General features: G+C 31.4%; 16 protein-coding genes. 3 read left to right on the top strand and 13 right to left on the bottom strand.

The genetic code is table 11. The features are described 5' to 3' along the window. Nucleotides 1-19: 19 nt before the first annotated feature. The 9 genes from RCH18_RS04330 to rplU all read right to left on the bottom strand — a co-directional run bounded on the left by RCH18_RS04330 (nt 20) and on the right by rplU (nt 8,102). Complete coding sequence (locus tag RCH18_RS04330) at nt 20-502, bottom strand: hypothetical protein (protein ID WP_326935523.1); 483 nt, start codon at nt 500-502, stop codon at nt 20-22. A gap of 63 nt (nt 503-565) precedes the next feature. Then, nucleotides 566-2,362: a DUF6371 domain-containing protein gene (locus RCH18_RS04325; protein ID WP_326935522.1), complete on the bottom strand. Its 1,797-nt coding sequence runs from the start codon at nt 2,360-2,362 to the stop codon at nt 566-568. A gap of 112 nt (nt 2,363-2,474) precedes the next feature. Continuing rightward, nucleotides 2,475-3,860: a DUF3987 domain-containing protein gene (locus RCH18_RS04320; RefSeq protein ID WP_326935521.1), complete on the bottom strand. Its 1,386-nt coding sequence runs from the start codon at nt 3,858-3,860 to the stop codon at nt 2,475-2,477. A 4-nt stretch (nt 3,861-3,864) separates the two neighbouring features. Then, nucleotides 3,865-4,134, bottom strand: coding sequence for a helix-turn-helix domain-containing protein (locus RCH18_RS04315; RefSeq protein ID WP_326935520.1), 270 nt, complete (start codon nt 4,132-4,134; stop codon nt 3,865-3,867). Between the two features lie 110 nt (nt 4,135-4,244). Then, nucleotides 4,245-5,114, bottom strand: a complete 870-nt coding sequence (locus tag RCH18_RS04310) for a hypothetical protein (protein WP_326935519.1) — start codon at nt 5,112-5,114, stop codon at nt 4,245-4,247. Continuing rightward, entirely contained in the window at nt 5,107-6,414 is a 1,308-nt protein-coding gene (locus RCH18_RS04305; protein WP_326935518.1) for a phage integrase SAM-like domain-containing protein, read from the bottom strand. Before RCH18_RS04305 ends, RCH18_RS04310 begins: the two co-directional genes overlap by 8 nt. Nucleotides 6,415-6,655: 241 nt before the next feature. Continuing rightward, entirely contained in the window at nt 6,656-7,138 is a 483-nt protein-coding gene (locus tag RCH18_RS04300; RefSeq protein WP_326935517.1) for a hypothetical protein, read from the bottom strand. Nucleotides 7,139-7,416: 278 nt separating this feature from the next. Further along, nucleotides 7,417-7,683 carry a 50S ribosomal protein L27 gene (gene rpmA, locus RCH18_RS04295; protein ID WP_072990347.1) on the bottom strand — a complete coding sequence of 89 codons (267 nt, stop codon included), beginning with the start codon at nt 7,681-7,683 and terminating at the stop codon, nt 7,417-7,419. A gap of 23 nt (nt 7,684-7,706) precedes the next feature. After that, the gene (gene rplU / locus RCH18_RS04290; protein ID WP_326935516.1) at nt 7,707-8,102 is read right to left on the bottom strand and encodes a 50S ribosomal protein L21; all 396 of its coding nucleotides are present in this window, start codon (nt 8,100-8,102) and stop codon (nt 7,707-7,709) included. 226 nt (nt 8,103-8,328) lie between these two features. Here rplU and RCH18_RS04285 point away from each other — a divergent pair, with 226 nt between their 5' ends. Together RCH18_RS04285 and RCH18_RS04280 are read left to right on the top strand one after the other, a co-directional pair. Then, nucleotides 8,329-9,654, top strand: a complete 1,326-nt coding sequence (locus tag RCH18_RS04285) for a M16 family metallopeptidase (RefSeq protein WP_326935515.1) — start codon at nt 8,329-8,331, stop codon at nt 9,652-9,654. Between the two features lie 11 nt (nt 9,655-9,665). After that, nucleotides 9,666-11,714, top strand: coding sequence for an insulinase family protein (locus RCH18_RS04280; protein WP_326935514.1), 2,049 nt, complete (start codon nt 9,666-9,668; stop codon nt 11,712-11,714). 371 nt (nt 11,715-12,085) lie between these two features. Here RCH18_RS04280 and RCH18_RS04275 read toward each other — a convergent pair whose 3' ends face one another. Then, nucleotides 12,086-12,952, bottom strand: a complete 867-nt coding sequence (locus tag RCH18_RS04275) for a DMT family transporter (RefSeq protein ID WP_326935513.1) — start codon at nt 12,950-12,952, stop codon at nt 12,086-12,088. A gap of 105 nt (nt 12,953-13,057) precedes the next feature. Between RCH18_RS04275 and RCH18_RS04270 the strand changes: the two genes are divergently transcribed. Continuing rightward, complete coding sequence (locus tag RCH18_RS04270; RefSeq protein ID WP_326935512.1) at nt 13,058-13,444, top strand: heavy-metal-associated domain-containing protein; 387 nt, start codon at nt 13,058-13,060, stop codon at nt 13,442-13,444. Between the two features lie 60 nt (nt 13,445-13,504). On the opposite strand, the gene gldD is transcribed toward RCH18_RS04270, so the two are convergent. Genes gldD through RCH18_RS04255 form a run of 3 tightly spaced genes read right to left on the bottom strand, consistent with a single transcriptional unit; the run spans nt 13,505 to nt 15,834 of the window. Then, a complete protein-coding gene (gldD, locus tag RCH18_RS04265; protein ID WP_326935511.1) occupies nt 13,505-14,068 on the bottom strand; it encodes a gliding motility lipoprotein GldD in 564 nt (187 codons plus the stop codon). 6 nt (nt 14,069-14,074) lie between these two features. Beyond that, a complete protein-coding gene (locus RCH18_RS04260; RefSeq protein WP_326935510.1) occupies nt 14,075-15,370 on the bottom strand; it encodes a gliding motility-associated protein GldE in 1,296 nt (431 codons plus the stop codon). A 23-nt stretch (nt 15,371-15,393) separates the two neighbouring features. Beyond that, nucleotides 15,394-15,834 (bottom strand): single-stranded DNA-binding protein, encoded by a 441-nt coding sequence (locus tag RCH18_RS04255; protein ID WP_326935509.1) that lies wholly within the window; start codon nt 15,832-15,834, stop codon nt 15,394-15,396. Nucleotides 15,835-15,868: the final 34 nt, after the last annotated feature.

The following is a 15,868-nucleotide window of genomic DNA, read 5'->3' as shown; positions in this document are numbered from 1 at the left end:
GACGTTTTATTTTTAAAAATTACCAATTTTTACTTTCTTGTTTTTTGATGGTAAATAAATTTACTAAATGCGGATTTAATGTTTCTGTTAAATTATAGCCCATATAGGTCTTTCTTATTGAACCGTCACTTTTAATTAGTGATTGTTCAATTGAGTATTCTGTCACTGTTTGCATAGACAAACCACCTCCATATAAATTCATTGGTTCAGCATAAAATTTGACATTAAAAACTGTAACTCTATACTTATTTTTCTGCGTTTCAATTTTAAATTCAGCAGTCAATTGCCTTAGTTTTTTATCATTAAAATTTGTCTTTTTTACAAAACCTGTCGAATCGGTTTTAAATTCCAACAACTGATTATTTTTAAGCTGTAGTGTATTCAATGAATCAGAATAAACATTTTTCCAATTTATTAAACCATTATCAATTTTAAAGTTTACATTCTGCGATATAGCAAAATTAGTAAATGACATAAAAATAATAAAAAGTAATTTTTTCATTTGGCGTAATATTAAATTTACTCAAAGATAATTTTTACTTTCAGGAAAACCATAAGTAAATACTTATTTAACATTTAGCGTTTTTCTTATTTCATTTCCATTTGGATCAGTTAAATCAAAAGTTTCAATCAATAGCAATATTTCGGGCGTGTGTTCCGCTATTCTATTAACTGTTATTTCGGTGGGTGTTTGTTCTCTTATTGTTTCGGGTGCTATATTTGCAACTTCATCAATTAAAACGTCTGCGAGGTCTGTGCCGTCCTTATAATCTGTTTGCTCCAGCCAATCGCTTACATTAATCTTAAACCCTACTGCATTTAATTCTATTGCTTTATCGTGCCAATCGTTAAACTCACTTTTATCTGGAAACGCTATAATTTTATAATCTTTGATAGGCTTCAAATTTTCGTATTTAAACCCGCCTTTCATTCCTGTTGCAACCCAAATATATTGAGGTTTAAAAACACTCATTATAACGGCTGTTTTCTCGCTTTCAACTACTGCAATAGTCTTTTGGTTACATTCATTAATAAGGTGCAAACCAAATAAGCATTGATTAAGATGAAAATTTTCAAGTTTCAAAATACTACGAACACTATTAATATACGCTTTGCCGTCTGCTCGCTTTTGCCGTTTGCCTGTTTCAGGATCGTATAACATAACTTTTCCATGCCTTACCTTCTCGTTGTTATCAATTTGCCAAAATACAGTTGCACCGCTCCAATGTTTTGAATTACCTATAAGATATTTCAATATTGCATTTTTTACTTCATAATCAGTAAAGTATTTTCTAAGAAATTGAATAAAATTATTTTCTTTGAAATTCTGACCGCTTTGGCTCACAAGTTCGTAATTGTGAAACGAGGGTTCTGGTGGTGCAATATATTTGACTTCACAGGAATTATTATAATTTCTTTCTAATATAAAATTTATAGTATCGTTTTGAATTGCCTCCGCATTTTGCCAAGCGTGTTTTAAAGACTTGTAAGCGTTACTTATTTTAGCTTGTGTACTACCTCCATACATTCCAATTATACTGCTTTCAAGTGCGTTGTATACTTCGCTTTCAATAGGTAGATTATATGCTTTTATCATTCCAGCAATATTTTTAACTTTTGCGATTGTATCATGCCTTGCTCCTGTATGATTTCCGTAAAATTTACAAAGGTTTTCGGTTGCTTTCAGAACGTAATTAATAACTGCTTTTAGTTTGTCATCTGTTACCTTTTCATTCCAAACTATTGAAGGAAATATATTTTTAATATTTTCGGGTTCTTTATACATTTCGAGTTTTATCTCCAGCGGTACGGCTTGAAAATTATAATGTATTTCTGCATCATAACTTATAAACATCGGTTGACTTAATACAAATTGGCGCAAATCCAAATAAGGTTTAAATTCAGCTACACCAATCAAATTAAGTAGATTGTCTGCATTGTGTTTTAACGTGTCGTAATGCTTATTTAATGGTATTACATCGCTTAGTAAAAAGAAGGCTTTAACGCCTTTCTGACTGCCTGAAATTGTAGCGAGCATACAACTTTTATTGTTAGACAATATTTGTTTTAAGTCTTTTGCTTTGTTCTGCTCTAGTTTGTCAAAATCAAAGGCTACTAAATTACTATTGTGATTAATTATGCTTTTATTCTCTCGATACGAAAATGTTCCATAAGGTGTGATAAACGGCTGTTGGTTTTTTAAAATTGTCTTTTCAATCGGATCTGTGCATTTTATCATTTTTGCCGTTAAATTTTTTATGTAGTTTGATCTGTATAATTCTATCAAATCATTAAAATTATAAACGGCTGTTGGTGTTACTATTTTTGAACCTCCAACAAAATAAGAGAATTGTATATTCATCGCTATAAGATTTTATAGTTTTGCACTTTGCATTTTCGTCACTTTCGTCACTTTCAAAATGACAATAATGACAATAGTGCAAAGTGCAAAAACTTAATTAGTTTAAATTATCTCATTCGGGTTTTATGGTTTTCTCATACTTTCCGTGTTTTACTTTCTTAAATAGTACGGTATCTTTTAAAAAATCCATTACACGTCGTGGTATAAATTCAAATCTTAATCCGACCGCTAAAGCTTCGGCTGTTGTGAAATTTTCTGCAATAGCTCTATAAAAATCTTTCTTATTTTGGTTTAATGTTTCCAAATATTCAACGGGGTTTTGAATAACTGCCAAAACTTTAAAGGCACAATTCATATAATATCTACACAATTCTTTTGCACCTTTCACGGCTGTAATGTCAATACTTTCGCTTTGCGGGTCAAACATCAATTGAAGCAATAAGGACAAACGAATAAAATGATTATCATATTTTGAAGCAATTTCGCCCTTAATATTGTTTTGAAATTCATCGACTACATCGCAATTTTCAGCTTGCCAACTATAGAAAAATGCTTTTGCTTCGGGCGTCCATTTTAAAATTTTGCTTTCAATTTTGCCGTCCACTTCATAAACCGAATAGGTGTTAAAATAATTTTGAATAAAGTCTTTGTATTTATTATACATTGCTTCATCGTTTTCAATATCATTAATTGGCTGTTTGGAATTGGATTCAGGAAACGCAAATAAAAATCTTTGAAAAAATCCGTTATTTAGTTTCTGAATAGGAAACGAAGTACTTAGCATTCGAGGTTGCAACCCGCCAATTATTGACAAATAAGGATTCGTAATAAATAACGGTATCGGGTTTCCTACACGGTCAATGGTGGTGGGTTGGTTGCTCCAAAATGAAAGATACACACTAACCTGATCGCCCTTTGAATATTGATTCATTCCCTCAAAAAAAGTAGCCATTTCATCACTTACAACCGTTAAACCTCTCAAATTTTCGTCTAATCTTTTGTATAATACTTCAGGTGTGAAATTGTTTATTAAACTTTTGCTTAAAATTGGTTTTGGTTTCGGCGGTTCTATTGATTCGGTTTTTTCTGCTTTACTTAAATTGCCATAAGCAACATATTCGTTAAATTTTTCAACATATTCATCGTGCCTTTTTTTATCGAGTTCTCGTATCGCTCCAAATATCAAATTTATCGGGTGGGTTTTATTTGCTCCAGCGTTGCCAATTACACAACTATAAATTGAAGCATATTCAAACCAATTATTTTTAACTCTTACTTTTGCCGTTGTTCCGACCGCTGTGGCTACGGCTGTTAAAATTGCTGTTCCTACATAGTCAATAGGAAATTTTAAGGACGTGTTTAAATCCGTTGCTAAATCTCTAAAAAGTAACGGGAACACTTCAATAGGAAACGGGTTTAAAGTTGCCGTTTGTTCTGTGGTCATAGCGTTATCAATTGCATCGCTTAACTGTTTCGCCTGTGGTTTACTATCTTTCATCTTATTAATGATTAATAGGTTTAACCGCTTGCAATACTTCATCTCTACGATACAAAACACGGTTGCCAATACCGTACGATTTTAACCGCCCGCTTTTGGTGTGTTTCCAAAGTGAAGTTTTATTTATTGAAAGTAATTCGCACGCCTGTTCTCTTGTGATAAATTCGTTTTCGGGTTCGGTGGGTGCTGTTGGTGTAGAGGTTACCAATAATGGTTTTAGTGCATCTGCCAGCTGTTCTAATGTGTAGCCTTGAATTAAAATTTGTGAAGTCATTGTACTTACTTTTAAAGTGAAGTCCAATATTCAAAAATGATTAGGGTGGCAAAAAAGGGTTGTAATAGGTATAATTTAGGTATAATTCAGGTATAATGTACTAATTTGAATTATCGACCGTCAAACTGCTGTTCGTGTGAATTTAAAAAAGGTATTTCATCGTATTCATAACCGTCTGCAACTGCATATTTTTTGATTTCAATTTTATAGTTTAAGAATATAAAAGCGGTGTATTTTTCTTGAGTAAATTTAAAAGCGTATTTCTTTTTATCAATTGATTTTTTCATAAATTCAAAGATATTGATAAATTTAATTTTGCCTTTTTTTTCGTAATTTTCTACTAAATACAAAAATAAATCATAGCCTTTTTGGTTAAAATGGTTCGGGTCAAACTTATTATTGTTTCGGTTCGGCTGTTGAGGTTCTGAAATTGCCGATTCTGTGGCTTTGGTATCTCTTAAATCTTTTCTTATGGGTTCCATTGCTTCAAGCTCGGGTTGCTTAATGTCTATTTCAAACAAACTTTTTATGTCTCTTAATCTTAAAACCAATAATCCAATATTAAAAGCGTTTATATATTTAAAGTTTGGTTCTTTTTCGTCAAAAGTTTTATTGTCTGATTTTAAAAAACTCCCTTTGACTACTAATATAAATTTAATTCCGCCGTTGCCAGAAACACACCCTTTGCCCTCGTACTCATATTTATAATTACAATCTTCAATAGGTAATTTTCTATAACTTTTTTCTAAATCTAAACAAGCATCTATTTTATTTATCAGGTTATCAATCTCTTTTTTCGCAAAATCATTTAATTTATTTTCAATCAAATAGTTTTTTAATAGTTCGATGTCTAGGATGCGTTTTTGCGATAAAAGTAAAAATGTTTTTTTATAGTCATTTAATACAATTGCCGACAATAAGTGGTGTTTGAAAAAATGAACTTCTTTTATAGTTTTAAGTACTATGTTATTTTTATTCATTCGTGCCTGTGTTGTGGATTACTTCTAATTGTGCCGTCTTTGGCTTCGGTGCTAATTTACTAAAATATTCTAGCATTTGATAAGCGTTATCGTATGTAGTTTTACCAATATAAGCTAAAAATACTTTTTCTGTTCCGTGAGCCGTTATATTCATCAAAACGGGTGTTGGAATACGTCCGTAGAAATTTGTGGCAAAGGAACGTCTGCAAACGTGGCTAGAAATGAAATTATACTTCGCTTTAGTTTCCATTTGTAGAGGATTTCGGCTTGTTACTTTTACTTTGGCTGTTGTTGGTTCATTTAGTTCAGCAATTTTACAAATATCTTTTAGGTATTCATTAAACTTCACTAATGAAATTTTATAAGGTAAACCACTTTCAACAATTTCAAGTGCATCAGGTAATAAAGGAATAGCAACTAATTTACCCGTTTTCTGTTGCTTTAATTCAATTATTTTAATGCCGTTAATGTCTTTTATATTATTGGCTGTAATGTTCAGCAAATCGCCTCCACGTTGTCCAATTAAACAACCTAATAACAACCATTTGCGAGCGTTTACTAATGCTGTACGTAATAGTATAGCATCTTTAATTTTATCCTGTTCCTGTTCCGATAAGGTTATAATTTGTTCAGCTGCTTTTTTCTCTGATATGCTTTTGATGTTTTTTAATTGTGTCGAGGTTTCAATATCATTTTTTGAAGCATCAAAACAAATAGTTTTTAGGTTATTGATATTTTTACCTACATAATTCACTGAATATTTTTGATCGAATAACCAAAGTTTGAATTTTTCAACAAACTGCAAATTAATATCTTTTATGATAATGCTTTTACCTTTTAGGTTTTGATCTTCATAGCGTAAAATTGTGTTTTTAAATAATTTGATATTTTGAACACGTCCCGAGCTTAATCCCGTTTCTTTTTTTTGGTTTTGTTTATAAGGTGCGTCGTCAATGTACTTTTGAATATAGGTAGTTAAAATATCTAATTCTATAACGGGCGTTTTATTATTAAAAATATCAATTTGAAGTTGCAACCATTCGCCCGTAAAATCTTCGCCTTTGTTAACTGAATTATTGTAGGCGGTTTCAAGTGACACGGATAATTTGTCAAGTTTAGATTTTAACGCTTTAAGTTCATCGTTCTTTTGGATTGGCTGTGCTTTGGGTTCGCTCCAGTATTTAAAGTCTATTACAAAACCCGTTTTTTGAATTAAACGTGTATTTCTGTCTATAGAATAACGAACAAAAATATTTGAATTTTCATTTTTTGCACGAAGTATATACTTTATAGTTGCCATAAGTTGTAAAATTTGAACAATCAAATATACAGCTATTATATAATCCGTGCAACATCCGTGCAACCAAAAGTGTATTTTAATGAATTTTGGCGAATTACTATAAATCTTATTTTATGTAAATCCTTTTGTTTGCAGTACTTTAAGAGTTTTATTGGTTTGTCAAAATACACGGGTTTAAGCCCTGTCGCGGTCACTTTAAAACGTTAAAGGCTTTTAAGCTTTTAACGTTTTTTTTATACTGTTACCAATCGTTTTTTGGTTCTTTATTCATTGTGAATAACTCAATAAAATGAGGGTTTAGGATTTCAGTTAAATTGTACCCAAATGATGAACCCTTTATCAGTCCTTTTCTTGATAATAATTTCTGCTCGATCGTATATTCATTAACAACTTGAAGTAATAAACTGTCTTTATTTATAACTGTTGGTTCTCCAATAAATTTTATATTATAAACGGATACTCGGTATTTATCCTCTTTGACTTCAATTTTGAATTCCGCTTCTAATTTTGCTAATTTTCGATTATTGAAATTTGTCCTTTTAATAATACCAGTTGAATCTGTTTTAAAATCTAACCTTAAACTATTTTTAAGGCCTAAAACACTTTGCTTATCACTATAAATAAATCGCCAAGTAATAAATCCTTGATCGATAACAAAATTTTTGTTTTGAGCTAATAATGAAATAGATGAGAAGATAAAAATAATAGGTAGAAGTTTTTTCATAAGTTAGATTTTAAGGTTTTAATAAGGTTTTATCTTGAAGGTTTAAATTATTATCCTTCTACATTTCATACTATATGAAATTTTCATAAAAAAAGTCAGCAAATAACGTTCCTAAAAGTTTCAATTTATAATAGCTTCTCTTGATAATTTGAATTAATAAGTTTTAAATGTTTATGATAGATTCTATTTTTAAATTTATGCAGCTATCGCATTTAGATCTTTCACAAAAAAAACCTTTAGATTTCTCTAAAGGTTTTTTTATGTTGAAAACAGTTTGATTATGCCTGAACTTCGAATGGAAGTATAGAAACATAAGATTTGTTATCTCTTTTCTTTTGGAACTTAACAACTCCATCTACTCTTGCGTGTAGCGTGTGATCTTTACTGATGTAAACGTTTTCACCTGGATTGTGTTTTGAACCTCTTTGTCTTACGATGATGTTTCCAGCAATAGCAGCTTGACCACCAAAAATCTTAACACCTAAACGTTTTGATTCTGATTCTCTACCATTCTTCGAACTACCGACACCTTTCTTGTGAGCCATGACGTATTAGTTTTATTTTGTTATTATTCTTGAGTATCTTCTTTTTTTGCTTTAGCTACCTTCTTCTTAGGGGCTTCAACTTCTTGTGCAGTTGTATCATTAGATCCAAGACCTGTAATACCTTCAATTACAATTTGAGTAAGATATTGTCTATGACCGTTTCTTTTTTTGTATCCTTTTCTTCTTTTCTTTTTGAAAACGATAACTTTATCTCCTTTTAAGTGTTGTAACACTTTAGCTTCTACTGAAGCACCTTCTATAGCTGGGGCGCCTAAAGTGATAGTCCCATTGTTATCTAATAAAAGAACTTTGTCAAAAGAAACTTTTGAACCTTCTTCATTAGTCAAACGGTTAACATAAACCTTTAAGTCTTTGCTTACTTTGAATTGTTGCCCTGCTATCTCTACGATTGCATACATACTGAATTGTTTTAATAATTTTTAAGGTTGCAAATATACAATTATATATTTAAATTGCAATTTGTTATAAAAAAAATAGTAGGTATTGTGTTTACATAAATCTAAAGCAAGAAAAGAATAACAATAGATAGGAAATCTGATAAAGTTTTACTTTTAGTTAGTCCATTTTTGTAACAATAATAAGGAATAAACTACTTACATTTATATCAACTAAATTATTAACCTTATGAAAAAATCTTTAATGGCTTTAAGTGCATTGATTATGTTAGGAGGAGTTGCCTCTGCTCAAAAAGTGGCATTTGAGGAATACAAATTAGATAATGGACTACATGTAATCCTACACAATGATTCATCAGCTCCCACAGTGATTACATCGGTAATGTATCATGTAGGCGCTAAGGATGAAAATCCTGAACGAACAGGTTTTGCCCATTTCTTTGAACATTTATTATTTGAAGGAACTGAAAATATTAAACGTGGTGAATGGTTTAAAATTGTAACTAGTAATGGTGGGGTAAATAACGCTAATACTACTGATGACCGAACTTATTATTATGAAGTGTTTCCTTCTAATAATCTTGAGTTAGGATTATGGATGGAAGCAGAAAGAATGTTGCATCCTATTATTAACCAAATTGGTGTTGATACGCAAAACGAAGTGGTCAAGGAGGAGAAAAGACTACGTGTTGACAACCAACCTTACGGAAACTTTTTAGCTGAAGTAAAGAAGAATATTTTTAAAAAACACCCTTATAGATGGGCTACAATTGGTTCTATGAGTCATTTAGATGCTGCTACTTTAGAGGAGTTTCAAGCTTTTAACAAAAAGTTTTATGTGCCAAATAATGCTGTTTTAGTTGTAGCCGGTGATTTTAAAAAAGAACAAGCTAAAGAATGGATTCAGAAATATTTTGGACCAATAAAAAAAGGAGCCGCTATTAAGAGAGAATCCTTTGTTGAAGATCCAATTACTACAACAATCAAAGCGCAATTCGAAGATGCTAATATTCAAATACCTGCAATTGTAGCTGCTTACAGAACACCTTCTATGAAAACTAGAGATGCACGGGTTTTAGATATGATTTCATCCATTTTAACGGATGGAAAAAGCTCAAGATTATACAAGAAGATTGTTGACGATAAAAAAATGGCATTACAAATAGGTGCTTTTAGTAATAGTCAAGAAGATTACGGTAGTTATATTATCTATGGTTTGCCACAAGCGCCTAACACTACAGAGGACATTCTTAAAGAAATTGACGCTGAAGTTGTAAATCTACAAACAGAATTGATTTCCGAAAAAGATTTACAAAAACTTCAAAATAAATTTGAAAATCAATATGTAAATAGTAATTCAACAATTGATGGTATTGCTGATAATCTGGCTACTTATCACTTATTATATGGTGATATAAATCTAATTAATACTGAAATTGAAATTTATCAATCAATTACTCGCGAAGAAATTAGAGATGTAGCTAAGAAATATTTGAATCCTAATCAACGATTGATTTTGGATTATATTCCATCTAAAGATAAAGCTCAAAACTAAGATATATCCCTATGAAAAAATCAATATTAATTTTATCAAGCGTGTTCTTTACAATTATTATGCAAGGACAAATCATACCTCAACCAAAGCCAGGAGTAGCTCCAGTAGTAAAAATAGGTAAGCCATTAACCTTTGAATTGAAAAATGGATTAAAAGTAATGGTCGTTGAAAATCATAAGTTACCAAGAGTTACTTTTAGTTTGACATTAGACAATGATCCGTATGCGGAAGGTGATAAAAAGGGCGTTTCAACCATGACCAGTACATTAATGGGTAGCGGAACAACCAAAATAGCTAAAAATGCTTTTAATGAAGAAGTAGATTTTCTAGGAGCAAATATTAATTTCAGCTCCAATGGTGCTTCAGCTAATGCATTATCAAAATATTCGGGTAGAGTGTTAGAATTAATGGCCGATGGAGCCTTAAACCCAAATTTTACTCAAGACGAATTTGATAAAGAAAAAAGCAAACTTATTGAAGGCTTGAAAGCCAATGAAAAAAGTGTGTCAGCAGTTGCAGCTCGACTGGTGAATTTTTTAACTTTTGGTAAAAATCATCCATCAGGTGAGTTTGTTAGTGAAACTACTGTTAAGAATGTGACACTTGAGGATGTAAAAACTAATTACAATACGTATTTTGTTCCAAGCAACGCTTATCTAATTATTATAGGTGATGTGAAATTCAAGGAAACTAAAAAAATGGTAGAAAAATATTTTGGTGCATGGAAAAAAGGAACTGCACCTACTATTTCTTACGAGGATCCAAAAGATGTTACAACCACTCAAATTAATTTTATTGACATGCCAAATGCAGTTCAATCTGAAGTATATGTTGGAAACATTTCTAACCTAAAGATGACTGATCCTGATTATTTTGCGGTGTTAATTGCAAATCAAATTTTGGGAGGAGATTTCAATAGCTACATAAATATGAACTTACGTGAAGTTCATGGATGGACTTACGGTGCAAGAACAGCGATTGGTGGAGATAAACGTGTTTCAAATTTTAGCGCTTCAACACAAGTTCGTAACGCAGTTACAGATAGTACAGTCGTAGAGATCATGAAAGAATTCAAAAAAATTAGAACTGAAAAAGTATCTGATGATATGTTAGCAAGCGTAAAAGCAGGTTATATAGGAAGATTTGTGATGCAAATTGAAAAACCACAAACTATAGCGGGTTATGCATTACGTATTCAAACTCAAGGTTTGCCTGCTGATTTCTTTCAAAATTATATAAAAAACATAAGCGCAGTAACTGCTGACGATGTTTTAAGAGTAGCTAACAAATATTTCTTAGCGGACAACAGCAGAATTATAATTGTTGGCAAAGCTTCAGATGTAGCAACAGGATTAGAAAAATTAAATTTGCCAGTGTCTTATTTTGATAAATATGGTAATTCTATTGATAAACCAGAATTTAAAAAGCCAGTTCCTGCAGGAGTAACCGCTAAGACTGTTATTGATAATTATATCAAGGCCATAGGTGGAGAAAAAGCAGCCAAGGCTGTTAAAACAATTGCAATGACTGGATCTACCACTATTCCTCAAGCACCATCGCCATTGAGTTTTACTTCCAAAATAGATGTTAAAGGCAAGCTTATGGTTGAACTAGCAATGGGAACTATGAGTTTAATGAAACAAGTAGTAAATGATAAAGTGGCTTATGTTATGCAACAAGGACAACGTCAAAACGTAGAAGGAACAGCGCTTACTGATATGAAGGCAGCTGCAACCCCATTCGAAGAACTTTCTCTTTCTAATAAACAAGATTTGACTTTAGAAAATATAGAGTCTATCAATGGAAAAGATGCCTATGCTGTTAAAAACGGAAAAACAACTTATTTCTATGATGTAACTTCTGGATTGAAATTAGCAGAGTCAAAAGTTATCGAGCAAGGCGGTCAAAGCATTACTCAAACAACTAATTACGGAGATTATAAGGAAGTAAAAGGAGTTAAAGTTCCTTTTAACATTATCCAGAATGTTGGTTTTGAACTAGATATCAAAATGTCCGAGATTAAAATCAATGAAGGTGTTTCAGACGCCGATTTTAAATAATAATAAAATCTTATTAAGTAACAAAGGCTATCTAATTTAGGTAGCCTTTGTTACTTCTCGCTGATTTTATAAAACTAAAAGTAATGCAGATTATCACACTATCTATTGAACTCTAATTACTAATTTATAAACACTTTTCAATAAGTATTTGCTACCCATCACCAATTACGCGTCACCAATCACCCATCACGCGTCACCAATCACCAATCACAGCTAACCAATCAGCAGTCACAATTCACGTTTCACGTTTCACGACTCGCGATTCACGACTCGCGATTCACGTTTCACGACTCACGACTCGCGATTCACGTTTCACGTTTCACGTTTCACGACTCACGACTCGCGATTCACGTTTCACCAGTCACTAATTACTACTTTCTAGCCGATAAATACACGCCAATTAAAATAATAAATGCTCCAAAAAACTGAACAGGAGTTAGCATTTCATTATCAAAAATTCCCCAACTAAAAGCAACTACTGGAATTAAGTATGTGACTGATGTTGCAAAAACAGGCGACGACATCTGGATTAATTTAAAAAACAGAATATTAGCAATTCCAGTGCCTACAACGCCAAGAATTATGATAAAAAGTAAAGAATGCTGAACCTTAATTTCATATATAACTTCAAAAAAGCCTGAAAAAAAAAGAACCAAAAGCGCTGGTGTAAATAAAACCATGAAATTACCTGTAGTAATACTCAAAGGACTTAAATCAGATAGATATTTCTTGATTAAATTTACATTGATAGCATAGCATATAGAGGCAATAATTACTAAAATAGCATAGTAATAATTTTGTTCAGGATGGTTCATTGCCCCATTCAATATTAGTAAAGCACTACCCAGTAAACCAATTAGAATTCCTATAATTTGATTTCTCTTAAACTTTAAACTAAAAACTAAGGCGCCTAAAATTAATGTATTCAAAGGAGTAAGTGAGTTTAAAATTGAACTGATTGAGCTGTCAATCTCTGTTTGTGCAATAGCAAATAAATAGGCTGGAATAAAGGTTCCAAATAATGACGTTATGGCTATATATTTCCATTTCTGAGTTGGAATTTTCGACAGTGTTTTAAAACCGATTATTAAAAGAAAAACGGCAGCAAAAATAATTCGTAATGATCCAACTTGAAAAGCACTCAAACCAACTAAACCCTTTTTTATTAAAATGAATGAACTGCCCCAAACTAAGGCAAGTATACTTAGATATAACCATTTTAATTGCTTTGATTCCATAATAAAGATTTTGACAAAATTGTAATTATTTTATGAATTACACCTTCTTTTTTTGATTATTTTTGCAGTTAAAAAGATCGATTATAAACCTTAAAAAATTATATTATGAATTTCAAAAAATCAATACTGACTCTAGCACTTGCAAGTATCTTATTTATAGGATGTAAAGACAAAGCAAGCAACTCAGTTTCTAATGAAAATGTAGAATCAACAGAAGTTGTGGCTCCAAAAATTAATAAAGAAATAGCTACTGCTAATCTTCAAACGGCCACATTTGCTGTCGAAGGAATGACTTGTGCAATAGGTTGTGCAAAAACAATACAAGAAGATTTAACAGCCTTAGATGGTGTTCAAGAAGCCAAAGTTGATTTTGATACTAAATTAGCCACTGTAACTTTTGACAAAACCGTTCAAGATTCACAAAAATTAACCAAAGTTGTGGAAGCTTCAGCCGATGGTAAGACCTATACAGTAAAAGATATGAAGATCTAAAATTGTGATAATTGATAAAAAAAAGCATTCGTTTGTCGCGAATGCTTTTTTTATGTGTTATTATTTCCATTTTAAGGTTTCCATAAGACGCTGCATATCGTTTTTTATATAACTAGCCGCTGGCATTATAGAGTCATAATTAGGCTTAGCATAGAAATATACAGATCCAGTTACAAAGTGTTTTGTGCTATCAGTAACATAAAATTGTGCATTTGTTGCTGCATTTCCCTCTACTTGATAGAACATTCCATAAACTTTTTTATTTGGATTAAGGTATGGTTGCTCAAGAATATCATCTGCCTTAATTACGTGCTCGTAAGTTAGTTTTTGTGCATCACGTAAAAGTTTGTCTATATTTTTATTGACAGGTTTGTAAGTTAAATAAATGGTTGCCTTCATTTTTGGGTAAGTAATAGTAAGATCGCAATCTTTTCCTTTTTTGACAATAGCATCTGAGTTCATTTCAAAAGCGTATGAACATTCATTATCAAAATTGGCATATTTAGCCTCTGGGTAATCAAGTCTCAAATAACTAGATGGTTTTGGTAATACGTCATCTTTACAGCCCCATGATGTGGTTATAAGTATAACTATGATCGAAAGAGAGAGCGTTTTTTTTATCATTTCTACTTAATCAATTGTTACTTTAATTTGTTTAATCCTTTTTTGATCTACCGTTTCAATAATAAAAACACAATTTCCTAATACAATTTTCTGGTTCTTTTTTGGAAAATTACCTAAAATTTCTAATATAAAACCGGCTAATGTTTCTGCCTCACCTTTTTTATCTTCAAATAATTCTTCATCCACTTCAATTATTCGATAAAAATCTTTTAAATTTATTTTACCTTCAAATACAAAGTTTTTCTCATCAATTTGAGAGAAACTGCTATTTTCATCGTCAAACTCATCGCTGATATCACCGACGATTTCCTCTATAACATCTTCTAGTGATACTAAACCTGAAGTACCACCATATTCATCTACCACTATAGCAAGATGACTTTTCATGCTTTGAAAATCTTTTAATAAGTTGTCTAATTTTTTATTTTCAGGAACAAAAAATGGTTCTCTCAGTAAAGAAGTCCAATTAAATTCAGTGGTATTAATATGTGGTAATAGATCTTTTACATATAACACACCTTCAATTTGATCAATATTATCTTTATAAACTGGGATTCTAGAATATCCGTTATCAATTATTTTAGGGCAAATAGAAATAAATGATTCTGATATTTCTAAGGCAAAAATATCAATTCTGGGGCTCATTACTTGTCGTGTATCTGTATTTCCAAAACTCACAATTCCCTCTAAGATTTTTTGTTCTTCAGTGGAAGTTTCATCTGAAGCCGTAAGCTCTAATGCTTGCGACAATTGGTCAACGGAAAAATTTGTTTTTTGTTTTCCAAATTTGTCATGTAAGTAAATCGTAATTGCTCTCATAGGAGAGCTGATTGGTGAAAGTGCTTTATTTAAAAACGCAATAGGATAAATCACCGCTTTAGAGAAATTACTATTATTTCGACTGGCATATACTTTTGGCACTACTTCACCAAAAAGCAAAATCAGAAACGTAATTACAATTATTTCTACAACAAATTTTAGTAACGGTATGTCTATTGTTGCAAAAATATTTTCACCAATAAAAGAGAAAAATAATATTATTGTAATATTGATAAAATTATTGGCAACCATTAAAGTAGCCAATAGCTTTTTAGGCTTTTCTAAAAGTTTAATTATGAGTTTGCCTTTTGAATTGTTCGTAGTAGTGATATCTTCAATGTCTTTTTGTGACAACGAAAACAAAGCAACTCCAGCACCTGAAATTAAGGCGGAGCAAAATAGTAATGTTACTATTCCTAAAATTCCAAATGCTAGATTGGTGTCAAAAGCATAGGTAAAAAGCAAACTGGGCTCTGGGTCCAAATTGATAAAAATTAGTTAAACAATTAAAATGGCAAGTCGTTTATAGGCAAGACATTTTTTTCTGGTTCAAAATTAGTGTTTTTTGTAATATCAGCTGCAGGAAATTGTTTGTTGTTATCACTCTCCTTTTTTGTGGTAAGAAAAGTAAATTCGGTAACTTGAATTTCGCTTGTGTACTTAGTACTACCATCTTCCGCTTGCCATTGTCGCGATTTAATTCTGCCTTCGACGTATATTTTATCTCCTTTAGTCAAGTATTTTTCACAAATCTCAGCTGCTTTATTGCGTACAACTAAATTATGCCACTCCGTAGAAGTGATTTTTTCATTGGTCGTTTTGTTGATATAAATTTCATTGGTAGCTAACTGGAACCTTCCTATACAATTGCCACCGTCAAAATAATGCATTTTGATATTGTCGCCTAGAAAACCGATTAGCATAACTTTATTTAGTGTTCCGTTCATTATAATTTTAAGTATTTTATCAAAGGTACAGTTT

Origin of the sequence: Flavobacterium sp. PL11 (assembly GCF_035985025.1) — a bacterium.
Lineage (GTDB): Bacteria > Bacteroidota > Bacteroidia > Flavobacteriales > Flavobacteriaceae > Flavobacterium.
This window is presented reverse-complemented; position numbering and strand designations above follow the sequence as displayed.